General features: G+C 70.4%; 20 protein-coding genes. 10 read left to right on the top strand and 10 right to left on the bottom strand.

The annotated features are described in order from the left end of the window. Nucleotides 1-104: 104 nt before the first annotated feature. Nucleotides 105-1,040, bottom strand: coding sequence for a hypothetical protein (locus tag INT51_RS09650; RefSeq protein ID WP_193105088.1), 936 nt, complete (start codon nt 1,038-1,040; stop codon nt 105-107). A 359-nt stretch (nt 1,041-1,399) separates the two neighbouring features. Between INT51_RS09650 and INT51_RS09645 the strand changes: the two genes are divergently transcribed. Then, nucleotides 1,400-2,251 (top strand): PHP domain-containing protein, encoded by an 852-nt coding sequence (locus INT51_RS09645; RefSeq protein ID WP_193105087.1) that lies wholly within the window; start codon nt 1,400-1,402, stop codon nt 2,249-2,251. Nucleotides 2,252-2,269: 18 nt separating this feature from the next. Here INT51_RS09645 and INT51_RS09640 read toward each other — a convergent pair whose 3' ends face one another. Continuing rightward, entirely contained in the window at nt 2,270-3,631 is a 1,362-nt protein-coding gene (locus INT51_RS09640) for an MATE family efflux transporter (protein ID WP_193105086.1), read from the bottom strand. A 151-nt stretch (nt 3,632-3,782) separates the two neighbouring features. On the opposite strand from INT51_RS09640, the gene INT51_RS09635 reads away from it, so the two are divergent. The 4 genes from INT51_RS09635 to INT51_RS09620 all read left to right on the top strand — a co-directional run bounded on the left by INT51_RS09635 (nt 3,783) and on the right by INT51_RS09620 (nt 10,297). Further along, a complete protein-coding gene (locus INT51_RS09635) occupies nt 3,783-7,214 on the top strand; it encodes an efflux RND transporter permease subunit (protein ID WP_193105085.1) in 3,432 nt (1,143 codons plus the stop codon). Between the two features lie 50 nt (nt 7,215-7,264). Further along, on the top strand, nt 7,265-8,914 hold the full coding sequence (locus tag INT51_RS09630; protein ID WP_193105084.1) for a cell wall metabolism sensor histidine kinase WalK: 1,650 nt from the start codon (nt 7,265-7,267) through the stop codon (nt 8,912-8,914). Further along, a complete protein-coding gene (locus INT51_RS09625) occupies nt 8,911-9,618 on the top strand; it encodes a response regulator transcription factor (RefSeq protein ID WP_193105083.1) in 708 nt (235 codons plus the stop codon). The genes INT51_RS09630 and INT51_RS09625 overlap by 4 nt, the downstream gene beginning before the upstream one ends. Before the next feature lie 91 nt (nt 9,619-9,709). Continuing rightward, entirely contained in the window at nt 9,710-10,297 is a 588-nt protein-coding gene (locus tag INT51_RS09620) for a hypothetical protein (RefSeq protein ID WP_193105082.1), read from the top strand. 41 nt (nt 10,298-10,338) lie between these two features. Here the strand turns inward: INT51_RS09620 and INT51_RS09615 are convergent, their stop codons facing one another. The 4 genes from INT51_RS09615 to INT51_RS09600 all read right to left on the bottom strand — a co-directional run bounded on the left by INT51_RS09615 (nt 10,339) and on the right by INT51_RS09600 (nt 15,471). Then, the gene (locus INT51_RS09615) at nt 10,339-12,087 is read right to left on the bottom strand and encodes an ABC transporter ATP-binding protein (protein WP_193105081.1); all 1,749 of its coding nucleotides are present in this window, start codon (nt 12,085-12,087) and stop codon (nt 10,339-10,341) included. After that, nucleotides 12,077-13,282 (bottom strand): DUF1611 domain-containing protein, encoded by a 1,206-nt coding sequence (locus INT51_RS09610; RefSeq protein WP_226832191.1) that lies wholly within the window; start codon nt 13,280-13,282, stop codon nt 12,077-12,079. Before INT51_RS09610 ends, INT51_RS09615 begins: the two co-directional genes overlap by 11 nt. Before the next feature lie 481 nt (nt 13,283-13,763). Beyond that, nucleotides 13,764-14,552 (bottom strand): ferritin-like domain-containing protein, encoded by a 789-nt coding sequence (locus INT51_RS09605; RefSeq protein WP_193105080.1) that lies wholly within the window; start codon nt 14,550-14,552, stop codon nt 13,764-13,766. A 1-nt stretch (nt 14,553) separates the two neighbouring features. Then, nucleotides 14,554-15,471, bottom strand: coding sequence for a hypothetical protein (locus tag INT51_RS09600; protein ID WP_304502138.1), 918 nt, complete (start codon nt 15,469-15,471; stop codon nt 14,554-14,556). 146 nt (nt 15,472-15,617) lie between these two features. Between INT51_RS09600 and INT51_RS09595 the strand changes: the two genes are divergently transcribed. Then, the gene (locus tag INT51_RS09595) at nt 15,618-17,444 is read left to right on the top strand and encodes a hypothetical protein (RefSeq protein ID WP_193105079.1); all 1,827 of its coding nucleotides are present in this window, start codon (nt 15,618-15,620) and stop codon (nt 17,442-17,444) included. A 35-nt stretch (nt 17,445-17,479) separates the two neighbouring features. Here INT51_RS09595 and INT51_RS09590 read toward each other — a convergent pair whose 3' ends face one another. Continuing rightward, nucleotides 17,480-18,997: an aminotransferase class V-fold PLP-dependent enzyme gene (locus tag INT51_RS09590; RefSeq protein ID WP_304502137.1), complete on the bottom strand. Its 1,518-nt coding sequence runs from the start codon at nt 18,995-18,997 to the stop codon at nt 17,480-17,482. Nucleotides 18,998-19,209: 212 nt separating this feature from the next. Here INT51_RS09590 and INT51_RS09585 point away from each other — a divergent pair, with 212 nt between their 5' ends. Together INT51_RS09585 and INT51_RS09580 are read left to right on the top strand one after the other, a co-directional pair. Beyond that, nucleotides 19,210-19,536 (top strand): GNAT family N-acetyltransferase, encoded by a 327-nt coding sequence (locus INT51_RS09585; RefSeq protein WP_193105078.1) that lies wholly within the window; start codon nt 19,210-19,212, stop codon nt 19,534-19,536. A gap of 93 nt (nt 19,537-19,629) precedes the next feature. After that, nucleotides 19,630-20,139 carry a DinB family protein gene (locus INT51_RS09580; protein WP_193105077.1) on the top strand — a complete coding sequence of 170 codons (510 nt, stop codon included), beginning with the start codon at nt 19,630-19,632 and terminating at the stop codon, nt 20,137-20,139. Between the two features lie 131 nt (nt 20,140-20,270). Here the strand turns inward: INT51_RS09580 and INT51_RS09575 are convergent, their stop codons facing one another. From INT51_RS09575 to INT51_RS09565, 3 genes are all read right to left on the bottom strand, one after another. Then, nucleotides 20,271-20,663: a PadR family transcriptional regulator gene (locus INT51_RS09575; protein ID WP_193105076.1), complete on the bottom strand. Its 393-nt coding sequence runs from the start codon at nt 20,661-20,663 to the stop codon at nt 20,271-20,273. Then, nucleotides 20,660-21,139 (bottom strand): hypothetical protein, encoded by a 480-nt coding sequence (locus tag INT51_RS09570; protein ID WP_193105075.1) that lies wholly within the window; start codon nt 21,137-21,139, stop codon nt 20,660-20,662. The genes INT51_RS09575 and INT51_RS09570 overlap by 4 nt, the downstream gene beginning before the upstream one ends. 202 nt (nt 21,140-21,341) lie before the next feature. After that, nucleotides 21,342-21,722: a VOC family protein gene (locus INT51_RS09565; protein WP_193105074.1), complete on the bottom strand. Its 381-nt coding sequence runs from the start codon at nt 21,720-21,722 to the stop codon at nt 21,342-21,344. 163 nt (nt 21,723-21,885) lie between these two features. Here INT51_RS09565 and dnaB point away from each other — a divergent pair, with 163 nt between their 5' ends. Together dnaB and INT51_RS09555 are read left to right on the top strand one after the other, a co-directional pair. Next, a complete protein-coding gene (gene dnaB, locus INT51_RS09560; protein WP_193105073.1) occupies nt 21,886-23,262 on the top strand; it encodes a replicative DNA helicase in 1,377 nt (458 codons plus the stop codon). 131 nt (nt 23,263-23,393) lie between these two features. After that, the gene (locus INT51_RS09555; protein WP_193105072.1) at nt 23,394-24,200 is read left to right on the top strand and encodes a hypothetical protein; all 807 of its coding nucleotides are present in this window, start codon (nt 23,394-23,396) and stop codon (nt 24,198-24,200) included. Nucleotides 24,201-24,238 lie beyond the last annotated feature (38 nt).

Genomic DNA, 24,238 nt, shown 5'->3' with positions numbered 1-24,238 from the left:
ACGTTCCACGAATAAGTCCCGTTCTTGCGTACCCCTTCCGCGCCACCCTCCCTTCCGCGCCACCCCCTTCCGCGCGACCCCTCCCTGCCTGCGACCGGCGCCCGTCAGGCCGCCCGGCCGAACGGCTTGTCCGGCATCCGGCGGTGATCGCCGCGGTGCAGGATCGTGAGCAGCATCTGCTGGGTCTCCGGCCAGGTCACGAACACCTGCTGCCAGGTCAGGCGCGTGACGTGGTAGCCATAGGACCGCAGAGTCAGGTCGCGTTCGCGGTCCTTCGCGTACTGCTCGGGGTTGTCATGGAACGTCCTGCTGTCGCATTCGATGACCCAGCTGTTTCCGACCAGGAGGTCGACGCGGCCGACCTCCCGGATCTGGACCTGGGCCCGTACCGGCACCGTCAGGCTCTCGCACCACCAACGGACGGTGGTCTCCGTCCCGGAGCCGGCGTCAGCCCGTATCCGGGACAAGGCATGGCGTCGATCGTGGGGCAGTCCGGCGATGATCTGGTCGGCCTCGGAGCGTGAGCTCAGGCGCTTCTCCAGGGCCGATTCGAAGAGCGTGGCGGCATCGATCGCAGGCAGGCATCGGGCAGCGTGGTCGAGGACCAGGGGCAAATCAGGGACAGGATCGGTGTCCGGCCATGCGCGCAGCGCGGGGGAATGATGCTGGAGGGGGACCTCCTCCATCGGCTTCTCCTCGATCTGGCCGCCACTGCGCCGAAGAGGTGCGGCCTGCGGGGCAGATACCTCTGCGCCTCCCTGCCGCGTCGAGGTCCGGCGCCCTCGGGCGATCCGGGGCCGGAACACGTGGACACGCTGGAGCCGGGGCGGCACCCACAGTCCGTGCAGGGCCGCGGCGTCGAGGCAGGTGGGCCGTACCCCGAGGCGCAGGATCGCGATGAGATCTGCCGGTGCTTCCGCGGTGAAGTACCAGGGCTGGGCGCTGCCCAGGACTCCTTGGTGCCGCCAATCCGAGAGCTGCTGAGGTTCGATGCCGAGAAGGCGAAGGTCGGACCGATGGAGGACTCCGGGGATCTTCATGGGCAGATATGAGCACTCCTGCATGCTCGGGAGCCAGCGCCACCTCGCGAATGTGGATGAGTGGTCGTCGAGCGAGTCGTGTGGAGGAGAGGGCTGTTGTCAGGTGTCGGATCCTGTGAGGATCGGCAGGATCTGGGTGGTCGAGCGGGCCCGGGCACGGTGTCGGTCGCTGTGGGGGTCGGAGGGGGCCATGCATCGCCGTCGGAAACGCGGGACTTATTCGTGAAGGCGTCGCCCTATGTCGTGACGTTCCACGAATACGTCCCGTTCTCACGAGAGGTCCGGGGCGCGGCGCGGTGGGGCGAGGGCGGCGGTGAACGGCGATGGGCAGGCCGTGGCGGCTGTGGGACGCTGGCCTCATGCGCCTCCCCGCCGACAGTCACGTCCACAGCGAGTTCTCCTGGGACACCGGCGGCCCCACCTCCGCCGCCCGCGGCACCATGGAGGCGACCTGCGCGCGGGCGGTCCGCATCGGCCTGCCGGCGCTGTTCTTCACCGAGCACCTCGACCTCGAGGACGCCTGGATCAGCGACCCCGAGGACTTCGACGACCACGAGCGCCACCTGCTGGGACCGGACGGCGTCGTGACGGTGCCGCGCTTCGACGTGGACGGCTACTTCGAGAGCATCGAGCGCTGCCGGGCCGCGTTCCCGCAGCTGCGCATCGGCACCGGCCTCGAGTTCGGACAGCCCCATCTGCGCACCGAGGCGGCCCGGCAGCAGCTCGACCTGGATCGTTTCGACCGGATCATCGGCTCCCTCCACACCCTCGAGTTCGAGGGGGATCGGGCCGAGCCGAACACCCTGTTCCGTCGTCTGCCGGCCGGGGAGGTGATCCGCCGCTACCTCGCGGACGTCCCGCAGCTGGTCGCAGGCGACGAGCCCTTCGAGATCGTCACGCACCTCGACTATGCGATCAGGTACTGGCCCGAGGAACAGGTGGGGCCGTTCGACCCGCGGTCCTTCGAGGAGGAGTTCCGCGCGGCGATGCGGGCGATCGCCGGCAGCGGCCGCGCGCTCGAGATGAACACGCGACGGCTGTGGCCGTGGATGGCGCAGTGGTGGAGCGAGGAAGGCGGTCGCGCCGTCAGCTTCGGCAGCGACTCCCACGCGCCGCACACTCTTGCCCATGGATTCCCGGAGGCCACCGCGATGCTCGAGGCCGTCGGGTTCCGGCCCGGCGCGGACCCGCGGGACCTCTGGCGTCGCTGACGGCGTCGGGCCGTCGGCTCACTCGCCCAGCCGCATCCAGGCATCGCCGCGCACCCGCAGCCCCAGCGTCACCGCGCGGGCGATCAGGAACACCAGCGTGCACGCGACCCAGAGGGCGGCCAGCGCTCCAGGGCCCGACCACCCCGAGTAGTACACCAGCGCCGCGAACGGCAGGGTGACCAGCGCGTTGACCACGCCGACCTTCGCCAGGTAGGGGGCGTCGCCCGCTCCCATCAGCACCCCATCCAGCACGAACACGTACCCGGCCACGGGCTGGGCGATCATCAGCACCCAGAGTGCGGCGCGCAGGTTCTCCTGCACGGCGACGTCCGGTGTGAAAAGGCCCGGGAGCACATAGCTGGCCGCCAGCAGCAGCGCCCCGGTGACGACGCCGCCGCCCACGCCCCACACCATCAGTCGCCGGGTCACAGCGCGCACGGAGTCCGCGTCGGCCGCACCGAGGAAGCGACCGGTCAGCGCTTGGCCGGCGATCGCGAGGGCGTCCAGTGCCAGGGCCAGCAGGGTGAACACGGTCAGCGCGATCTGGTGCGCGCCCAGCTGCACCGCGCCGAGCTTCGTGGCCACCAGAGTCCCGGCCAGCAGCACCACCCGCAGGGACAGGGTGCGCACGAACATCGGCACCGATTCGCGGCCCACGGAGGCCACCTGCCCCAGATGCGGTCGCAGGGGCACCTGGCTGCGGCGGGCGGCGCGAGCGACCAGGATCAGCAGCACGATGGCCATGCCCCACTGGGCGATCACCGTGCCGATGGCGCTGCCCGCGATCCCGAGGTCGAGGACGAAGATGAGCACCCAGTTCAAGGGGATGTTCACCACCGCGCCGGAGACCGCGACGACCAGCGGCAGCCGAGCGTTCTGCAGGCCGCGGATCAGCCCGGTGGCGGACTGCACCGCGAGCATCGCCGGCACCCCGAGCGCGCTGAGCTGCAGGTAGGTGGTGGCTTCGGAGAGCACCTCGGGGGAGGGGCCGAACAGTCCGAGGATCCAGGGTCCGCCGACGAGGAGCACCAGCACGGCGGCGACCCCGATCATCAGCGCCAGCCAGCAGGCGTCGACCCCGCGCGCGATCGCCTCCTGGCGGCGACCGGCGCCGAAGGCTCGCGCCACCGACGCCGTGGTCGAGTACGCCAGGAACACCGACAGCCCGATCACGGTGGTGAGGATCGCGGAGGCCAGGCCCAGCCCCGCCAGGGAGGTGGTGCTGACGCGGGCGATGAACGCGGAATCGGCCATGAGGAACAGCGGCTCGGCGATCAGAGCGCCGAGACTGGGGATCGCCAGGCGCAGGATGTCGCGATCGACGGCGAGTCGGGCGCGGCGCGCGGAGGCGGCGGGGGAGGGGGAAGCAGGGTCGTGCACCCCTCCATTGTGCGGTCGGATCTCCTACGGAGGTCGGGTGTCTCGATACAGGTCCGTATGGAACAGTTTCCTCGGGGCCCCGACGCCGTGACCCTTGGACGCGGGATCACGCCGCGTCGCCCCCCATTGGATGCACTTCTCGAGGAGCAGGATGAACCGCCTCGCCCGTCTCAGCCTGAACAACAGATCCTTCATCGCACTGGTGTGCATCGCGGTGTCGATCATCGGCGCCTTCGCGATGACCACGATGCGCCAGGAGCTCATCCCCTCGGTCTCGCTCCCGCAGGTCCAAGTCATGACCTCCTCCCCGGGGTCCTCCTCCGAGCAGGTCCAGGAGAGGATCACGCGGCCGGTCGAGCAGTCCCTGAGCGGTCTGGAGAACGTCGAGAGCACCTCCTCGAGCTCGCAGGCCGGGGTCTCGATGGTCACCATCGAACTGACCTACGGCACCGACACCGCGCGCTCCTCCAATCAGGTCGACGCCGCGCTGACCCGCATCGAGGATCAGCTCCCCGAGGACGCGGACCCGCAGGTCATCTCCGGTGGCACGAGCGATCTGCCGGCCGTCGTGCTCTCGATCTCCTCGGACCTGGACCCGTCCGACCTCGGTGCGCGCCTGGACGCCTCGGTGAAGCCGGAGCTCGAGCGTGTCGACGGCGTCTCCTCCGTGGCCGTCATCGGTGCCCCCGAGGAGATCGTGCGCATCACCCCGGACGATGCCGCCCTCGCGGAGAACGGACTCACCGAGAACGACATCTCCACCGCGCTGGATGCCAACGGGCTCTCGCTGCCCGGCGGTTCCGTCACCGACGGCGACCGCACCATGGACGTGGTGCTCGGACAGTCGATCGACAGCATCGAGAGCCTCGAGTCGATCATCCTGATGCCGGCCGACGACGCCGCCCAGGACGAAGGCCAGGAGGGTCAGCAGGCGGCGGAGCCCGTCGCCCTCTCCGAGGTCGCGTCGGTCGAGCGCACCACACAGGATCCGACCTCGATCTCCCGCACCGACGGTCGTGAGTCGCTGGTCGTGATGGTCACCGCCACGGCCGACGGCAACGTCGTGGACATCTCCGACGGCGTCGAGGGCGTCCTGGCCGACACCCTCCCGGGCGTCGGCGGCAATGCCGAGAGCGCCGTCGTCTTCGACCAGGCGCCGTTCATCGAGGAGTCGATCCTCGCGCTCGCCGAGGAGGGCCTGCTGGGCCTGATCTTCGCCGTCGGCGTGATCCTGCTGTTCCTGCGCCGCGTGCGCCCGACGGTGGTCACCGCGATCTCGATCCCGACCTCGCTGCTGATCGCCTTCATCGGCATGCTGGTCACCGGGTACACGCTGAACATGCTGACCCTCGCGGCGCTGACGATCTCCATCGGTCGCGTGGTCGACGACTCGATCGTGGTCATCGAGAACATCATGCGCCACCTCGCCTACGGCAAGGCGAAGATGCGCGCCATCCTCGACGCCGTCGGGGAGGTGGCGGGTGCCATCACCGCCTCCACGCTCGCGACCGTGGTCGTGTTCCTGCCGATCGCGATCGTCTCCGGCATGGCCGGCGAGCTGTTCCGTCCGTTCGCCCTGACCGTCGGCATCGCGATGCTCAGCTCCCTGCTGGTGTCGCTGACCATCGTCCCGGTCCTCGCGTACTGGTTCCTGCGCGCCCCGAAGGGGCAGGAGGACGTGGATCCCGACGATGTCGAGCAGGTCTCCCGGATCCGCGAGGCGGCCGAGGCGAAGGAGGAGCGCGGGTGGCTGCACCGCATCTACGCGCCGCTGCTGCATCTGGTCACCGACACGTTGCCGCGCCGTCTGATCACGGTGGGCGTCTCGATCCTCATCCTGGTGGGCACGGCTTTTCTGTACCCGCTGGTGAATGTCAACTTCCTCGGTGACACCGGGCAGAACATCGCCTCGCTCACCCAGTCCCTGCCGGCCGGCACCAGCCTGGAGCAGTCCGCGGACAAGGCCGAGGAGAGCGAGCAGGCCTTGATGGAGCTCGACGGTGTCGAGACCGTCCAGACCACGATCGGCGGCGGCCAGTTCGGCATGGGCGGCGGCGGCGCGCAGAACGAGGTCAGCTTCTCGATCACCACCGACACCGAGGTCGACCAGGCCGCCCTGCAGGACGACATGGTCGCAGCACTGGAGGCCCTCCCGGAGGCCGGCACCATCGAGGCGGCCGACGTCGCCTCACCCACCGGCTCCAGCTCCATCGACATCCTCGTCACCGGTCCCACCGCCGAGGCTCGCCAGGACGCGAACGACGCGATCCTCGCGCAGCTGGACCCGGTGCCCGACGGCGCGACCGAGGTCACCAGTGACCTGCAGGCCGACCAGCCCACCGCGGTCGTCACCGTGGATCGCGAGGCGGCGGCCCAGCTGGGGCTCACCGAGGAGGCCGTGATCGGCATGGTCGCCGGGCAGATGTACCCCGGCGCGATCGGCTCCGTGACCCTCGATGACTCCGAGCTCGACATCTTCGTCGACAAGGGCGAGGGCATCGACACCTTCGATCAGCTCCAGGACGTCGAGCTGGCTGGTGGCGTCCCGCTCAGCGATGTCGCCTCCATCGAGGAGGTGGCTTCGCGCCCCTCGATCTCCACCCAGGACGGTCTGGAGACCGTGACCGTGTCGATCGCCCCCGAGGGCGAGGACGTCGGCCCGGCGACCGACGCCGCGAACGATGCCATCGATGCGGCGGATCTGCCCGAGGGCGTCGAGGCGACCGTCGGCGGCACCGCTGCGGACATCGACGAGACCTTCGGTCAGCTCGGCATCGCCATGCTCGCCGCGATCCTGCTGGTGTACGTGCTGCTGGTGTGGATCTTCAAGTCCCTGATCCAGCCGCTGATCCTGCTGGTGTCGATCCCCTTCGCCGCGACCGGCGCGCTGGGCCTGCTGATCCTCACCGGAGTTCCGCTGGGTCTGCCCTCGATGATCGGTCTGCTCATGCTGGTGGGCATCGTGGTCACCAACGCGATCGTGCTGATCGACCTGGTCAATCAGTACCGTCGCCAGGGCATGACTCTGGACGAGGCCATCCATTCCGGAGCCGCCAAGCGTCTGCGGCCGATCCTGATGACGGCCGCTGCGACGATCTTCGCGCTGATCCCGATGGCGCTGGGCATCACCGGCAACGGCGGGTTCATCGCGCAGCCGCTGGCGGTGGTGGTCATCGGCGGTCTCATCTCCTCGACCCTGCTGACCCTGCTGATCGTGCCGGTGCTCTACCGCATCGCCGAGGGCCCGGGGGAGCGGCGCCGGCTGCGGGACGAGGCCCGTGACGCCGAACGGCGCGATGCCCGCGAGAAGGCCCTCGCCCAGAAGCGGGAGGCGAACCGGACGCAGCAGGAGCGGGAGCGCCGCGTCGAGCAGGAACGAGCACGGCCGGCCGATGCGTCGGCAGCCGGCGCCACCTCGGCCCCTGTCGGGCATTCGGACGGACCTGGCAGCACGGGGAGCATCGCCACGCGGGGCTCAGGTCCCATGGAGGGCGACACCACCGGTCGCTCCGGTCGTCGTCGGTCCCTCAAGGAGCGCGGAGGCATCGTCGGCGTGATCCGTCGCCGTCTCGGTCGTGACTGACGCGGTCACCGCCGGGGCGGGAGCAGGTCTGCGTCCCCTACGATTCGACCATGCCCCTGACCAGGACTCGCCGCAGTGTCGCCAGCTCCGCGACCCGCGGCTGGACCGTGCGCACCCGCATGCTGACGACGATGCTCACCTTCATGGTCCTGGGTCTGGCCATCACGGGCGTGCTGACCTATGCGGCCCAGTTCCGGGTGCTCGATGATCGCGTCGAGGCCGAGCTCTGGCAGGAGTGGCGCGAGCTCGACCTGATCGCCCAGGACGCGGGCGAGGACGGCAGCTACGTGCACACGTCGGTCGACAGCGTGCTGCAGTCGGCCACGGACTCCGCCGCGCCCTCGGACCATGAGTCCGTGGTCGCCCTGATCGATGGGGAGCCGGCGCACAAGCCGCGATCCCAGGATTTCGAGCTGGTCCCCGACGACTCCCCGGAGTCGCAGCGCGTGCTCGAGGACATCGTCGCCGCGCACCGCAGCGGTCGCACGGTGATCACCACGATGATGGTCGGGGACCGGGAACTGCGCGTGCTGGTCGCCTCGGTCGGGGTCGCCGGGGACGACGCCGAGGGCATCTTCGTGGTGGCCAACGACATCGGTGCGCAGCAGCGGGAGCTGTGGCAGTCCGTGCTCACCTTCGCGCTGATGGCCATGATCACGCTCCTCATCGCGGGCTGGGTGGGCTACGTGGTCACCGGCCGGCTGCTGAAGCCGCTGGGTGCGCTGCGTTCGGCGACCGAGCAGATCACGGTCGACGGTCTCGAGCACCGCATCCCCGTGCCCGAGGGCAAGGACGACATCGCCGCCCTGGCCCGCAACTTCAACCGCATGCTGGGGCGCATCCAGGTCGGTTTCGCCGAGCAGCGTCGATTCATGAGCGACGTCGGCCACGAGCTGCGCACCCCGCTGACCATCGTGCGCGGGACCCTCGAGACGACCGACGCCGAGGACCCGGTCGACGTGCGCGAGGCCCACGACATCGCGATCGACGAGCTGGACCGCATGGGCCGCGTGGTCGGGGACCTCTCCGAGCTGGCCGCGTCGAAGCGCCCGGACTACGTGCGCCTGCGACCGGTCGAGATGCACGAGTTCGCCCGCTCGGCCTTCGCCCGCATCTCGCACATCGCCGATCGGGACTGGGTGCTCGAGCGCACGGCCGACGTCGTCGCCGATGCCGACGAGCAGCGCCTCACGCAGGCCGTGGTGCAGCTCGCCGCCAATGCGGTGCGCTACAGCGACGAGGGCACTCGGATCCGGTTCGGTGTGGACCAGGTGGTGGGCCCCGAGGGCCCCGAGATCCATATCGGGGTGCGGGATGAGGGCGTCGGCATCGCGACGGACGACCAGCGGCGCATCTTCGAGCGTTTCACCCGCGTCGACGACACCCGCGGTGCGGGTCCGGGTTCCGGTGCGGGGTCCGGCTCCGGTCTGGGGCTGCCGATCGTGCTGGCGATCGCGGAAGGGCACGGCGGCGTGGTGCGCCTGCTGTCCGCGCCCGGCAGGGGATCGACCTTCATCCTCGTGTTCCCGCAGTTCGCCGCGGGGACGCCCGACGACGCGGACACCGCCGATGGTGCCGCAGGGACAACCGGTGAGAACAGCAGCGGTGAGGACCGCCCCCGCAGCCATACTGAGGTCGATTCCGGGAGTTCGGAGACGACCGATCCACAGCGCACGAGAAGGATGGGGAGCAGTTCATGAGGATCCTGATCGCCGAGGACGAGGCGCGGATCGCGCGTTTCGTCGAGCGCGGCCTGAAGGCCAACGGGTACGCGTCGACCGTGGTCGAGGACGGCATCAGCGCGCTCGACCTCGCCTCCAGCGGGGACTTCGACCTGCTGATCCTCGATGTGGGACTGCCGCGCATGGACGGCTTCCAGGTCCTCAAGGCGCTGCGCGCGATGGACGTGCAGATCCCGATCCTCATGGTCACCGCCCGCACCAGCGTCGACGACACCGTGCAGGGGCTCGAGGGCGGGGCCAACGACTACATCGCCAAGCCCTTCCGCTTCGAGGAGCTGCTGGCCCGCGTGAAGCTCCGCGCCCGCGAGGCGACTGCGGGGGCGGGCGCCGTCAGCAGCGACCTGCTCGTGCTCGGCGATCTCCGGCTCGACCTGCGCACCCGCATCGCGACGTTCGCAGCGCACGACGCCGCAGGGAACGATCTCGCGGAGCGCTCCGTCGAGCTGTCCTCCCGCGAGTTCACCATGGCGCGCGTGTTCCTGGAGAACCCGAACCAGGTGCTCACCCGCGACCTGCTGCTGTCGAAGGTGTGGGGCTACGACTACGACGGTGCGTCCAACGTCGTCGACGTGTACGTGGGCTACCTGCGCGCCAAGCTCGGCGCGCAGCGCCTGGTGACGGTGCGCGGCGCCGGGTACAAGCTCGTCGACCCCTCCGCGTGAGCGGCACTCATCGCAGCAGGTCACAGGGTCATGAGAGTCCTCTCATGAAGACTTCACGGATGTCTCATCGCCGCATCGGAGGATCCCGGTCATGAAGACACTCCGGACCGCCGGGATCGTCCTGGGCGTCGCCCTCGCGGCGGTCGGGCTCGCCGTGCTGCCTGCCGTCGAACCGTCCCCGGGGGCGCGACCGGGCATCGTCGTGGGCGAGGAGGCTCCGGTCTCCGACGCCGGTGGGACTGCCCCTGCGCTGCCGGGAGATGTGCCGGAATCTGCTGCGACCGGATCATCGTCCAGCCCGGAGCCGGTCGCGCTGCCCACTCCGAGCGCCGGCGGGCAGCCCGACCGGGGAGCCCACCCCGACAGCGACGTCAGCGGTATGGAGTACGAGGCCTCGCCGCCCCCCGCCCCGGCACCGACCGCTTCTGACCAGGCGCGATCCGGCGGCACGTCCAGCAGCTCAGGAGATTCCGGCGGGTCCGGGAGCGCCGGCGGATCCTCCTCGGGAGGCGGGAACGCGGCGACGCCGAAGAAGCCCGCCGCGCCGAAGAAGCCCGCGACCCCTCCGAAGCCCGCCGGCACCTGCGAATGGGATGACGACGGTTGGGAATGCGAAGACGACGATGACGATGACGATGACGATGACGGCGATGACGATGACGAGGATGACGACGACTGATCACCCGCCCGGCGCCCACCGCGCCGGCGGCGGGCGGCGGATCACTCGTCGTCGGCGTCCTGATCCGCGTCTCGGCGGGGGCGTGCGCCCCGTCCGACCGTCAGGGGCTCACCCTGATCGTCGGCCTCCAGCGGGCGCAGGCTGTGCGTACGAGCGCCGAGCCGCGCGGCCAGATCGTCGGAGCCGACCATGAGCACCACTCCGCGGTAGTCCGCCAGGACCCGCTCGAGCATCATCCGCCCCGAATCGTCCAGATCGCCCTCGAGACCGTCGATGACCAGCAGCGGCGGGGACCCATAGAGGGCGCGCGCCAGGGCCAGGCGGGCGCGGTCGGAGCGGCCCAGGGGCTCGCCGCCGCGGCGCAGCGTGGTGCGGGCGCCCTCGGGCAGGTGGGACAGGTCCAGGCCGACGAGGTCCAGCACTCCCTGGTCGTGGGCGGCGTCCAGATCCGGGCGGCGGTAGTGCAGCGCACGCGCCACCGTGCCGCGCTCGAACACGGTGCCGGCGCTCGCGTAGCCCACCAGCACGCGGCCCCGCTTGGAGGAGACGGCGCGCAGGTTCTGCCCGGTCACCCACACTGAGTCCGGCTCGACGAGGTCGGGGCCGGGGGCGAGCTCCAGGAGGCGCCGGATGAATTCGTGCGGGGCGGCAGGGTCCTCGGAGACCAGGCGCACCCGGTCCCGTGGACGGCCGCGCACGGGGCCGACCTGCTCGGTCAGTCCCGGCAGTGCCAGATCGACGATGATGGTTCCGTCGTGTCCGGCGTCGGGGGCCTCCAGCGCGGAGGCGGCCCGACGACGGTCGCGGGCGTGCTTGCGGCGGGCCTCGGCGCCGGCGAGGGCGGGGCCCAGCACCATGCGGGCGGAGCGGTAGGTCTGCCGGTACTCGACGATCCGGCCGATCTCCAGCACCGGGGTCGAGGCGATGCCGGCGACGGCCATCGCGGCCATCGTGATCCCCGGGGCCAGGCCCAGGTAGGTGCCGGTCGCGGCGACCATCAGGGTGGTCAGGGTGGAGGCGACGATGCCGCCGGCGCGGATGGTGCCGACGGTCTCGGCACGGTCCACGGCGATCTCTACGAGGTTGCCGGAGGCGTCGCGGATGTTGCGCAGCTCGCGTTTGGTGCCGCCGGAGGCGAGGATCCCGTCGGCGGCGGTCACGGTGTCGGCGATGCGCGCGGCCAGCTTGCCGCGGGTGCGACGCATCTGCCGGGTCTTGATCAGTGCCGTGCGCGCCCAGAACAGCAGGCACAGCACCAGGATCACCAGCGGGGTGGCCATCGCGAGGGCCAGGTAAGGGTGCAGGATCGTCAGGGTGATCAGGCTGCCGCCGATCAGAGGCACCGCGACCACCAGCGGGGCGATGCCCTGGGAGACCCAGTTGCGCACGCCGGAGAGGTCGTTCGTGGTGCGGGCGACCGTCACGCCGAGGGACGTCGAGTGCCCGGGGGTGAGGGCGTCGCCCAGCAGCGTCAGGCGCAGCTGGTGGACGTAGTCCTGGCCGAGCTTCTCGGCGACCACCCGCTCGTGCACCTTCAGGGCGCCGACGGCGAGAGCGGTCAGCACCAGCAGGAGCAGCGCCCGCAGCAGCAGCGGGGAGGAACCCGTCGGGGCCGCCTGCAGCTTGACCAGGGCCCAGGCGGCCAGGCCGGCCAGGCCCGCCTGGCCCAGACCGAGGGTGATCAGCACCGTGATCCAGCGGCGCCGTGCCCCGCGCAGCAGCGCAGGCAGCGGCGGCGCGTTCTTCAGCAGCCCATTGGCGAGCTTGACCGGTTCGCGCTCACGCGGCATCGGTCTCGTGCCCCTCCAGGAGATCGGCGACCATCTCGCGGGCGACCTCGGCGGTACCGAGGTCGAAGGTCGGCACCACGGGCACCTCGAGGGCGCGGCGGGCTTCGACGGTCGCCAGCGGGGAGCTGGTCAGCACGCCCGAGACGAATGCGGGGGTGCATCCGAGGGCGCCGAGTGCGCCGACGCCGCCGACGGCGCCCAGAGCGTCGCCCGCGGAGAACGCGACCTTGTCGACGACCTTGCCGAACTCCTCATCGGCCAGCAGGAGGGTGGTCTCGCCCTGGTAGACGCCGTCGGCGATCTCCAGGAGCACCACATCGGGCCGTTCCGCGCCGCCGGCGAGCTCGTCGGCCATGGACAGGAACAGGTCGCGGACCTCCTCCAGGCCCACCTGGAAGGTCGAGGAGTAGCCGAAGTCGGTGAAGTCCAGGACGCGGTGCGCACCGGCGTCGAGGAACAGGTTGTAGTCGTTGCCTGCGCCGGTACCGGTGGCCTTGCCCGCCGCGACCCGCAGACCGGCTGCGGCCAGGCCGTGGGCCAGCTGCGCCAGCACGGTCGATTTGCCGGAGTTCATGGAGGTGCCGAGCACGGCGATCACGGGCACGTGGTGCGCCGGACGGTCCGCACGGGAGGTGATGTCCTGGACCGGGTGGTGCGCGGCGGCGCGGGCCAGGGAGACCGGGCCGTGCTGGTCGCGGATCACGCCGATCGGCTCGATCTGGGTGGCGGCGCCGACGGCGGAATGCTGCTCGAGCACGCGGGAGGCGAGACCCCCGGCGGCGGCGAGATGGACGGGACCCAGGTCGCCGGGGATCATCGCGAGGAACTGGTCCGCGGCGTAGCGGCTGCCGTACGCGACCACGATCTCGTCCCCGGGGAACAGGATCTGGCGGCGGGAGACGGGGCTCTCGAGTCGCTTGTGATGGCCGACGGTGGTGACCCGGGCCAGGATGACCTCGCCGGCCTGGGGGACGTGGTCATCGGTGATGAGGTCGATGCCCTGGGCGCGGCGCAGGAACGCGCCGATGTTGCGGGTGGAGAACGCGTGCTTGGCGCGCTCGATCCGGGTGCGCAGTCCCTCAGGGGCGGTCTCGCGGGTCACGGACGGCGCCACGGACTGCTGCACGGAGTCGGTGGGCCGCACGACGGGGATCGACGCGGTCTCGCTGGCGGGCTCGTGGTTCAAGATCGTCATCGGGGGGCTCCTCGTGAGTGCTCTGCGCGGAAGGTCCAGGGACGGACCTTGCCTGATGACGAGAACTCTGCGCGGACCGGATGAGGTCGCGATGAGCCGACGATGAGAGGACTCTCAGAGATAACGGGGCAGGTCAGGAGGGTGACATGGGGGTGGTGGTGCCCGTTCGGCCCCGGAGGGCGCCCGTCAGATCTGCGCCTGCCCTGCTCCTCGAGCCCCGTCGGCGCCCGCCCCGCCCCGCTCCTCGAGCCCCCGTCGGCGCCCGTCCGACCCGGCACCCGCCCGTCGGCGCGCGGAACCTAGAACCCATCGGCAGGCCCGCCCACCTCGGCTACTTGCTGGTACCCAGCCTGAGTGGGCGGTATCGGAGCCCCTCAACGCCTCCTCAGAGTGGGTACCGGTCAGTAGCCGTGAAGGTGGCGCGGGCTGGTCTCGTGCGGGAGGGATGAATCGGTGCCGGCACCTCGGTCAGGCACCTCGGTCAGGCGGCGATGCCCAGGCGGGCGAAGGCGTGGCGGAAGATGGACAGGCTCTCGAGGCCCGGCAGCTTCTGGAGGCGCCTGTCGAGCTTGTCCAGCTCCTCGGACTTCCCGCCGAACAGGTGGCTCATCACGTGGTGCACCTCGGAATCGTCCATCATGCCGCTGCCCACGGGCTTCCAGACCTTGGACATGACCAGGCGCACGAGCTTCTGCGCGGCCTCGGAGGCCTCCAGGCGCTCGCGACCTTGAGTGGTGTAGAAAGCGACGTGCCGAGTCTCCTGCTGGGCGATGCGCTGCAGCAGCGGCGACAGGGCCGGATGGTCGGTCTTCGCGGAGAGGCGACGGTAGGCCGCGACGGCGGAGAGCTCGTTGGCGGCGCCCCACACCATGTGCACGGCGACGAAGTCGGTGCCGGCGAGGTTCGTGAGCACGGACTGCTTCAGCGGGCCCAGCGCACCGACCCAGCCCAGCTTGAGCCGCTTCGCCTTGACCTCGTCGTAGTCGACGATGATGCCGTGCCGGGCCAGCACCAGGGCGAGCGCCTCGCCGTGCCAGAACTCCTCACGGTTCCACATGGTCATGAAACCGCCGGCCTCCTCCTCGCGGTGGGAGGGGGTCACCAGCAGATCCCGCAGGAAGCAGGAGGTGTGGTACTCGACGTCGCACATGTAGCGCAGGGAGCGCAGGGTCTGCGCGTCGAGCGGTTGGGTCTCGAAGGTGTCGAAATCGAGGTCCTCGTACTTGACGGGGACGGACGTCTCGGCGAACTGGTCCAGGTTGAAGGCCATGTCACGCTCCGGTACGAGGAAGGGACGAGAAGAACGGGTCCGGGAGATCCGGGCCGGGCAGCAGCCTGGTGATCTCGAAACGGGCGCCGCGCAGGGCGGCGCGGTCGCGGGGATCTGCGCCCAACACTGCCAGAGCAGCGCGCGTGTCGGCATCGGCAGTGCCGCCGCCGTCGAAGGGAGAGGTGAGGGAGAGCACCAGGCGGGCGGTGGCGGCCTCACGGCGGGAGCGGGTGATGCGGGCGATCGCCTCGGAGGTGAAGAAGTCGACGGCGGCGTCGTGGCGCTCGATGACCGCCTCCACCGCACGCCGCGCCTCCCCGCTGAGCTGGCGCGAGATCGCGACCAGTCCCGCCTGCAGGGAAGCCTCCTGGATCGCCATGCGCGCCATGTGCCCGGCGGCGACGGCCTCACCGGCGAGGGCGGTCCATACCGGCGAGAGCAGGGGCTGCACCCGGTCCACGTGGACCCGCCGCAGGGCGCGCAGCGGGGGCAGTCGATTCTGCGGCTGCGGGCGGTCGACGGGGTGGTCGCCGGTCAGCAGGTCGCGCAGCGCACGGGACTGCCAGTGCCGGTCCACCAGCCAGGTCGCGAGGAAGGCTGTGATCCGGGCTTCGTGGCCGGTGGCGGTGGCGAGCATCGCCCGGGACTCCGTGAGCGCCGAGGATTCCAGGCGCTGCAGCACGCCGAGCGCGGTGCGTGCCGCTGCCGACAGCGGCTCCTGGGTGGCCTGGAGGGTGGTGTCGACCGGCAGCCGGGTGGTGCCCCGGCGGGTGTAGGCGGAGACGTCGAAGTCGGTGACCAGCACCGGGGCGGTGGTCTCGTCGAAGTGCAGATGCCCGGCGAAGGTATCGTCCTGCGAGGATGCCGAGATCCTGCCGCGTGCAGCGCTGTGCGCGCCCCCTGCCGGTCCGATGACCACGATCCACCTCTCTTCGTGCCTTGGCCTGGGTGGGAACAGTGCATATCGGTCCCGGGGCCGGGGACATTCTATGGAGTGGTTCTGAGTGCTGCATGCAGTGCTTTCGTCTCTGGGCCGTCCAGCCGGCACTTGGTAGGTTTCCCCCTGTGAACTTTTCGGGCGCGTCCTCCCTCCCGGACCCGGGTGGACGCAGCGATCAGGCCGATCTGCCGGGCCTGGAGGAGCTGAGGGTGGCGCTGCGGCCGCCGGAGCTGCCGTTGCCCTCGCCGAGGGACGTCCTGGAGGCCGCGCACCGGGTGCGCGATCTCGTCCATGCCGAGCGCTTCCGGGATGCCCGTGCGCTCGCCGACGCCTTCCGCGGGCGCCCCGCTGTTCCGGAGGATCGCCTGGCCCTGCTGCGGGAAGCGCTGCGCGGGGCGGTGCTCATGGATGACGCGGAGCAGGTCGAGCTCGAGGCGGCGGACATCGTCTCGGTGCTGCACCGCTCCGGTCACCCCGAGCAGGCGGCGGCGACCGTTGCCGTGCTGCTCGAGCGCGGCCCGACGCGCGGCCGGTCGTCCGTGGCCACCAAGGCCGTGCTGGCGCGAGCGGCCCCTGAGCCCGAGAGATCCGAAGGGTCGACGTCAGCCGCGGCTTCTTCGTCCCGACGGGGCCGACGCCGCGGGGAGCGTGCCGAGGTGTCCGCGGAACTGCTGTCCGTCGTCCGGGGGCTCGAGCAGACCGTTCTCCCGGCCGCCGGGGGGCCCCGGGGCGGGGCGGTGGATCCGCGTCGCGCGGTGGTCTGGTTGCGCGCCGCGCTCACAGCGCTGCCGGCCGTGCGTCCGGTGCTCTTGGGTGATCCGGATCTGGAGCTCAGGCTGCGCCTGGCACAGGCGCTCGAAGCGGTCGGGGATCCGGTCGGCGCCACGACGCAGGCCCTCGATGTCCTCGAGCTGGTCGAGCGGGAGGAAGCGGTGGTGGAGAGTCCGCTGCCGGACCCGCAGCGCACGGCCACCGCCGCCCACGCGCTGCTGTCCCGCACCCTCGGCCTCGAGCATCCGGTTTCGGCGGTCCGCCACAGCCTGGACGCCCTCGGTGCGCTCCACGAGGTCGATGATCCGCCGCTGCGGGTCGGGCTGATCACGCAGCTGCTGCAGGCGCTCATGGCCGCCGGCGCCACCGACCAGGCCTCGTTCACGGCGGGCCGGCTCGCCTCCCTCCAGCGCACCGTGCAGCGTGACGCCCTGCGCATCGGTCCGCTGCTGGCGGTCGCGGCTCAGCGGGTGCAGGCCGAGCGCTACGAGGCGGCGTGGGTACCGCTGGAGCGCGCCCGACGGATCGCCGGTGAGCAGCGGGATCACCGCTCATCGCTCGAGGCGTCCCGGCTCGCCGCGTCCATCCATGAACGGACGGCAGATCACCCCGCGGCCCTCACGGAGCTGCACCGGGTGGCATCCGAGGCGCGCTGGCTGGCCGACGATCTCGCCACCGCCGGGCACGAGCGCGCGGAGCTCGTGCGCACGGAGCTCAGTGCTCACGCGCTGGTGCTGCGCCGCGCCCTCGACCTGGGCCGCACGACGCTGGTGCACGAAGCTGCGGCGGCGATCGAGCGTCGTACGCGCCCCGAGGGCGGCCGGCCTCTGCTGCCGCCGGAACTGCTGTGGGACCACCGGGTGGACGCGCGAGTGGGACTGCTCATCGCCATCGGCGAGGCCCTGCGCCGCGAGGACGAGGGTGTCGAGTTCGCCGAGTACGAGAGCCGACGTCGGGCGGTCCTGCAGGTCATCGACCAGGTCCCCGCAGGGCACGACGCCCGGGCCCGCTATTGGGCGGCCTACGTCGACGACCATCACGCGCGGGTGCTCGCGGATCGCGGCCAGGACGTTCCCGCGCTGCGCGCCGCCCACCGCGCCCGTGACGGCTGGGTGCATCTGGGCAATGCCGAGGACATCGGTCGCCTCGACGAGCTGATCGCGCAGCTCCAGGCCGACTGACGCCGTCAGCTCCCGTCAGCTCCCGTCAGCTCCCGTCAGCTCCCGTCGGCCGCGCGCAGCGTGGTGCGCAGCACCTCGATCACGGCCTGCGGATCCGTCGACGGGTTCACGAAGGCGAGGCGCAGCGCGATCTCGCCGCGGAACGCCGTCGGCACACACAGCAGCGTGCCCTCCGTCGCCAGGCGCTGTGACCAGCGACGATACGCATCGGGTGTCCAGCCGGGGCGGCGGAACACCACGACCGACAGCTCGGGTTCGAGCAGCAGTTCGAGGTGGTCGCTCTCCTCGATGGCGCGCGCGACGGTGCGCGCGGAGGTCAGACAGCGTTCCACGGCTTCGGTGTACGCGGCGGTGCCGTGCGTGGCCAGCGAGTACCACAGCGGCAGTCCGCGGGTGCGGCGCGACAGGTGCGCGGCGAGGTCCGCCGGGTTGGATTCCCCGCGGTCGATCGAGTCGAGGTAGGCGGCGTGCTGCGAGTGCGCGGCGGCGGCCGCGCGGGCATCGCGGTACACCAGGGCGCAGCAGTCGTACGGGGCGAAGAGCCACTTGTGTGGGTCGACGATGAAGGAGTCGGCCTGCTCGATGCCCGCGAAGCGCTCCCGGACGCTGGGCGCGGCGAGCGCCGCGCCGCCGTAGGCGCCGTCGACGTGGACCCAGACCCCATAGCGGCGGGCGACCTCGACCACGGAGGCGATGTCGTCGACGATCCCGGCGTTGGTGGTGCCGCCGGAGACGACGACCGCGCAGATCCGCGGATCCGAGGCGAGCGCCTTCTCCAGCACCGGCCCGGTCAGGTGGCCGCGGTCGTCGATGGACACGCTCACCACGTCCATGTCGAGCAGGCGTGCGGCCGAGGAGATCGAGGAGTGCGCGGTCGAGGCGCAGGCCAGCGCCCATCCGCCCTCGGGTCGGCGTCCGCGGGTGCGCAGGGCGTGGTCGCGGGCGGTGGCGAGCGCCGAGAGGTTGCCGGTGGTACCGCCGGAGACGAACACGCCGGCGGAGTCGGCCGGCCATCCCAGCAGGTCGGCGATCCAGCGCAGCACCTGGTTCTCGGCGAAGATCGCGCCGGCGCCGTTCTCCCAGATGCCGCCGAACACATTCGCCGCGGAGACGACGGTGTCGAAGGCGACGGCCGCGCGGGTGGGCGCGGCAGGGATGTAGGCGAGGTTCATCGGGTCCTCGGAGGCGCGCGTGGCCGGCAGCAGCACCTGATCGAACAGGTGCATCGCGCGGCGGGCGCCGATGCCGTCCGCGGTGATGGTCTCCCCGACGTCCGCGTGCAGCGCGGCGGAGCTGCGGGCGGTGGTCTTGGGGTCGGTCGCCACGGCGGTGCGGGCGGCGGCCCACTGCAGCGCGATGCTCACCGCCTCGCGCTCATCTCCCCAGATCTCCGAGGGCTCGCGGTGGCGCTGCAGGGCGTCGGAGGCGCGGGAGAAAGCGGTGCGGTCTGCCAGGTCGGTGGCGTGGTCCATGGGCCCACCGGCCGCCGCAGCGGCAGCCGCGGGTGCCGCAGAGGACTGATCGGGCAGGTGGTCGGTTGTTTCCTCAGTCACGTCCAGCATGGTCGCATGCGCGGGGCGGCTGCCGGGACGGAGCGGCGTCGCCCCGTGGGCCCAGCGGTGGACTCGCGCTGCGGATCGGCGACGTCCTGCCGATCGTGCGTCGGACCGATCCTGCGCCTGACTGATCCCGTTGCCGAGCAGACCTGTCGGCGACCCGGTGACTCCCGTACGGTGGAGGTACCGGCCGGAAGGAACCCCGCGGCATGATGACCGAGATCGACGAGCACATCCACGGTCCCGACGAGCGCATCGCCGTGCGCGACAACAAGGTCGCCGGCCGCTACGAAGCCGTGCGCAGCGGCGATGTCGTCGGCATCATGATCTACGAACGCACCCGCAAGGTCATCGAGCTCGTCCATACGGTCACCGATCCCGCGCATCGCGGGGAGGGCGTGGCCTCGGTACTGGTGCGCACCACGCTGGCCGAGGCGCGGGCGGAGGGCCTGCAGGTGCTCGTGATCTGCCCGTTCATCGAGAGCTGGCTTCAGCGCCATCCTGAGCAGGCCGAGGGCGTCATCCGCGAGGATTGACGGACCGTCGCGGGGGAGCGGACAGAGGTGCGCGAGCCGGGTGTTCATGGCGATATTGCGCGGGTCAGGTCGCCACGGCGTAGCGTCGGGGGTATGGACGCTCTCGATATCCTCCGTGACCTCGTCTCCCGCCCGCGCGATGCCGCGGAGCGGTTGCGCCGACGCCTCAACCCCGTCTCCTTGAACGCTAGGCCCGGTGGCCACGACAACTCCGTGGCCTGGCTGCTGTGGCACTCGGGGCGGGAGATCGATGTGCAGCTCGCCGCGCTGACCGGCCAGGAGCAGCTGTGGACGGCGCAGGGTTACGCCGCCCGCTTCGATCTCGGACCGGAGGGGGACAGCGTCGGGTACGGCCACACGCCTGAGCAGGCCCGCCGGATTCTCGTCGAGGATGCCGACCTGCTGCTGGGCTATCTCGATGCCGCATTCGGGGCGGTGGACGACTATCTCAGCCGTCTCACCGCCGACGAGCTCGACGACGTGGTCGATGAGCAGTGGGATCCGCCCGTCACCCGCGGCGCGCGCCTGGTGAGCCTCGTCGACGATGCCGTCCAGCACGTCGCCCAGGCCGCCTTCTCGCTCGGCATGCCCGAGCGCGACTGACCGCCCGGCGCCGCCCCCAGCCCTCCCGGACGGACCGCCCCGACGAGTTCTGCCAGGTTCTGCGCCATCTGAAGCGATATCGGGCAGGAATCCTGGCAGAGGTCGACGCGGGATGGTGGTGGCGTGCCAGGTCAGACCAGCTCGCGCTCGATACGGGCGAGGTAGGCGATGCCGACGGAGGTCAGTGCGAAGTCCTGCCGCTTGGCCCCGGTGCGGGCCACGTCGACCTTCTCCACCTCCAGGACGTTCGAGTCGGTCAGGCGCCGCAGGGTGCGATAGAGCCCACGCTCGGTGAGCGTCCACCCGGTGGCGTCGGCGAAGAGCGGCGCGATCTCGGCGGCCGAGGCCGGGCCGTGAGTCCGGATGATCCGCAGCAGCGCGAGAGTGGTGGCGGACTTCTTGTAGACCTCGACCCAGGAGCGAGCCAGCTCCTCGGCCCATTCGGCGTCCTCCGGGGAGGGGTCGCCCTGAGGTGACGCGTCGGGCGCGAGACTGTCCGGAGTCGTCCTGTCCGGCGTGGTCATGCCCGCGGTGTTTCGAAGCCGCGGCCCAGGAGGGCGCCCAGGCCGTGCAGGATCAGCCCGATGCCCCAGAAGGTCGCCATGCCGAAGGTGGCGCCGAACCAGCCCGCATCGAGAGCGAGGTGGCTATCCCCGCGAACCGCCGGGGAACCGGAGGCGATCAGCACGAAGGCGTGGAGCAGGTAACCGACGTTGATCACCGCGTAGGTGAGGGCGTGGGCGACCAGTTGTCCATAGCGGACCTGGCCCAGGGGGCGCCCGAGGGCGACGAGGTAGATCGCGTACCCGAGGGCGATCACCACCAGCGGCAGCGTGGTCAGCACCGTGATGCGGTTGTCCGAGAGCATGATGAGCAGGTGCAGGACCGCGGTGGCGCCGATCAGCGCGAGCACGTAGGGCAGCAGGCTGGTGTGGGCGCGAACGGCGCGAGAGCGGGCGCGAGGCGGCGGCGTGGATGGGGTGGTGGCCGGAGTGGTCATGGGATCCCTCCTCGGGTCCCCACTGGTTGTGTACCAGTGGTGCAGTGCCTAGCTGCACTGTACCTCTGGTACACCCCTCGACGTCAAGGGCGAAGGTGAGGGCGACGGGCGGGCGTGGGGTGCGGGCCTCGAGGCCCACGGGCTCGACGATGCAGACGCCCGGGGTCAGAGCTCAGGCCCGTTGTCACCCGGTGACCCGTGCTCAGTCGGGACGCACGGCGGTCAGGCAGAACGGGTGCCCGACGGGGTCGAGCATCACGCGCCATGCCGACGGGTCCGGCTGTACGTCCGCTTCGCGGGCACCGATCCCGATCGCGGCGGTGACCGTCGCCTCCAGGTCCTCCGCGGCCAGGTCCAGGTGCATCTGCGCGTGCTGCGGGCCGTGCGGCCACTGTGGGGGCGTGTACTCCTCAGCCCGCATCAGGGTGAGCATGGGGCCCGCGCCGGCGAGGCAGATGACGCCGCGATCCGGAGTCGCGAAGTACTCCTCGAGACCGAGCAGGGCGCAGTAGAAGGGGACCAGATCGTCCGGCCGGGGGCAGTCGATGGAGATGGACGCGAGAGGGGCGAGGGCGTGGGGCATCGGGCCACCGTAGGGGCCGGGCCGGAAAGTCGGAACTTCCGGCCACCGGAGCTGCGGCGACATCCCGTGCGCGCTTCCTCCCCAGAGGATGCTCATGGCCACTTCTCCCCATTCTGGCCGAGCTCGAGCCCCCGCGGTCAGCCGGTGTTCCTACACTGGCTCGGTGACATCTTCTGAGGCCTTCGAAGCCGGACCCGACCGCGGGCTTGAACGCACCCCTCCCCAGGACCTCGGCGCCGAGCGCGGTGTGCTGGGCGGCATGATGCTGTCCAAGGACGCCATCGCCGACGTCGTGGAGACCGTGCGCGGTGACGACTTCTACCGCCCTGCGCACGAGATGATCTTCGAGTCGATCATCGACCTGTACGGCCGTGGTGAGCCCGCTGACCTGGTGACCGTCTCCGACGAGCTCACCAAGCGCGGCGAACTCGCGCGAGTGGGCGGCGGCTCCTACCTCGCGGACCTCATCGACATGGTCCCCACCGCCGCGAACGCGGGCTACTACGCCGAGATCGTCGTCGAGCGCGGCACCCTGCGTCGCCTCGTGGAGGCCGGCACCCGCATCGTCCAGCTCGGGTACGCGGCCGACGGCGGCGAGGTCGACGAGGTCATCAACGAGGCCCAGGCCCAGGTCTACGCGGTCACCGAGCGCGGCGCCTCGGAGGACTTCGTGGCGCTCGGCGAGGTCATCGACGACACCCTCAACACGATCGAGGCCACCCAGAACCGCGGCGGCCAGGTCACCGGCATCCCCACCGGCTTCGCCGAGTTCGACGAGCTCACCCAGGGCCTGCACGGCGGCCAGATGATCATCTTCGCCGGCCGACCCGCCATGGGAAAGACCACGCTCGGCATGGACGTGCTGCGCTCTGCCGCGATCCACAACGGCATGGCCAGCGTCATCTTCTCGCTCGAGATGGACAAGACCGAGATCACGATGCGCCTGCTCTCGGCCGAGTCGCAGGTGCCGATGAACCGGATGCGCGACGGGTCGATGGACGACCGTGACTGGCAGGCCATGGCGCGAGCGATGAGCCGCATCGCCGACGCCCCGTTCTTCATGGACGACTCGGCGAACATGTCGCTCATGGAGATCCGCGCGAAGTGCCGACGCCTGAAGCAGAAGCACGACCTCAAGCTCGTGGTCATCGACTACCTGCAGCTGATGAGCTCGGGCAAGAAGGTCGAATCCCGCCAGCAGGAGGTCTCGGAGTTCTCCCGTGCCCTGAAGCTGCTGGCCAAGGAGATCGAGGTGCCGGTGATCGCGATCTCGCAGCTGAACCGTGGCAGCGAGCAGCGCCAGGACAAGACCCCGATGATGAGTGACCTGCGCGAATCCGGCTCGATCGAGCAGGACGCCGACCTCATCCTGCTGATCCACCGCGAGGACTACTACGAGAAGGAGTCCGCTCGTGCGGGCGAGGCGGACCTGATCATCGCCAAGCACCGTAACGGCGCCACCAAGACGATCCCGGTCGCCTTCGAGGGGCACTATTCGCGCTTCAAGGACATGGCGGGCACCGGCGGATTCAGCGGCTGAACGGCAGCATGTAGACAGGGGATGCGCTGATGGAGCTGTCGACGGTAATCACCTCGGTGAGCGTGCTCGCTGCCCTAGCGTCAGTACTTTTCGCTGCTCGGTCGAGCAGGGCTTCCCGGCGATCCGCGCGAATGGCCGAGATGCAAGCGCAGCTCGCCTACCAGACCTCCGTGGGCCGTTGGGACCCTCCCGTATCTTTGGAGATCCGAAACGTCGATTACCGGTGGTCGACCGATGGACTGGTCTGGTCGAGTGGTGGCCGTACCGATCCAGGGATCGAACCTGAAGGCAGGGTTACACGGGACGCGGCGATGGAACAGGGGCTGTTCGCCGAGGTCATCTTGAACGGAATTCTCGTCAATCATGGCGCCCGGCCCATGCTGCTGACCTTCCGGGATACCGATCCCCGAAACTGGCGATTTCCTTTGCAGAATCAGCGCGTGGTCCTCATTGACGGTGAGGATCGGGATCAAGCGACGATCGATCCCTCCGAGTCGCTCCGGTTCACTTGGGTGGACCGGCGATCTTTCGAGGCATGGCGCGAGCATCACGTTGCCCACGAAGAACGAAACATGTGGGATGACGAGGAGCTCGAACCGCCGCGGCCGACCTTTTTCGAGAGTTTCCGGATGATGTGTAGCCGCCGGTACCGCCCATATTTGGAGTGGAAACGGGAGATCCATGAACGGTCTGGATTCCGCATCGTAGTAGACAGCAGGACTGTTGAGCGGGTCTCCACGGTCTGGAGTGTCCAGCTGGGTCAATCACCGCTTGAGACTGCCGGACGCGATGAGGCGAGTCAGAAGCTGCTGTGGCAGATTCGGTCGCCCGCGAGTTCTCCGATTGACGATGACGTGGTCATGTACCGCTGCGGTCAGGACGCGACGCTCGCTCAGCTTGAAGAGCCGCTGTTCAGGACCGTTCCGGGGCGCTTCTAGAGCATCGGCGTCACTGACAAGACGGGGTGCAACGTCGC

This window comes from Brachybacterium sp. FME24 (genome assembly GCF_014897705.1).
Classification (GTDB): Bacteria; Actinomycetota; Actinomycetes; order Actinomycetales; family Dermabacteraceae; genus Brachybacterium.
This window is presented reverse-complemented; position numbering and strand designations above follow the sequence as displayed.

What these genes read in the sequence shown, in the direction of transcription:
- INT51_RS09635 (WP_193105085.1), top strand. Translation starts at nt 3,783, where the DNA reads ATGAACCGCCTCGCCCGTCTCAGCCTGAACAACAGATCCTTCATCGCA.
- INT51_RS09650 (WP_193105088.1), bottom strand. Translation starts at nt 1,040, where the DNA reads ATGAAGATCCCCGGAGTCCTCCATCGGTCCGACCTTCGCCTTCTCGGC.
- INT51_RS09610 (WP_226832191.1), bottom strand. Translation starts at nt 13,282, where the DNA reads ATGACGATCTTGAACCACGAGCCCGCCAGCGAGACCGCGTCGATCCCC.
- INT51_RS09645 (WP_193105087.1), top strand. Translation starts at nt 1,400, where the DNA reads ATGCGCCTCCCCGCCGACAGTCACGTCCACAGCGAGTTCTCCTGGGAC.
- INT51_RS09565 (WP_193105074.1), bottom strand. Translation starts at nt 21,722, where the DNA reads ATGCCCCACGCCCTCGCCCCTCTCGCGTCCATCTCCATCGACTGCCCC.
- INT51_RS09605 (WP_193105080.1), bottom strand. Translation starts at nt 14,552, where the DNA reads ATGGCCTTCAACCTGGACCAGTTCGCCGAGACGTCCGTCCCCGTCAAG.
- INT51_RS09575 (WP_193105076.1), bottom strand. Translation starts at nt 20,663, where the DNA reads ATGACCACGCCGGACAGGACGACTCCGGACAGTCTCGCGCCCGACGCG.
- INT51_RS09620 (WP_193105082.1), top strand. Translation starts at nt 9,710, where the DNA reads ATGAAGACACTCCGGACCGCCGGGATCGTCCTGGGCGTCGCCCTCGCG.
- INT51_RS09555 (WP_193105072.1), top strand. Translation starts at nt 23,394, where the DNA reads ATGGCCGAGATGCAAGCGCAGCTCGCCTACCAGACCTCCGTGGGCCGT.
- INT51_RS09630 (WP_193105084.1), top strand. Translation starts at nt 7,265, where the DNA reads ATGCCCCTGACCAGGACTCGCCGCAGTGTCGCCAGCTCCGCGACCCGC.
- INT51_RS09585 (WP_193105078.1), top strand. Translation starts at nt 19,210, where the DNA reads ATGATGACCGAGATCGACGAGCACATCCACGGTCCCGACGAGCGCATC.
- INT51_RS09580 (WP_193105077.1), top strand. Translation starts at nt 19,630, where the DNA reads ATGGACGCTCTCGATATCCTCCGTGACCTCGTCTCCCGCCCGCGCGAT.
- INT51_RS09615 (WP_193105081.1), bottom strand. Translation starts at nt 12,087, where the DNA reads ATGCCGCGTGAGCGCGAACCGGTCAAGCTCGCCAATGGGCTGCTGAAG.
- INT51_RS09625 (WP_193105083.1), top strand. Translation starts at nt 8,911, where the DNA reads ATGAGGATCCTGATCGCCGAGGACGAGGCGCGGATCGCGCGTTTCGTC.
- INT51_RS09570 (WP_193105075.1), bottom strand. Translation starts at nt 21,139, where the DNA reads ATGACCACTCCGGCCACCACCCCATCCACGCCGCCGCCTCGCGCCCGC.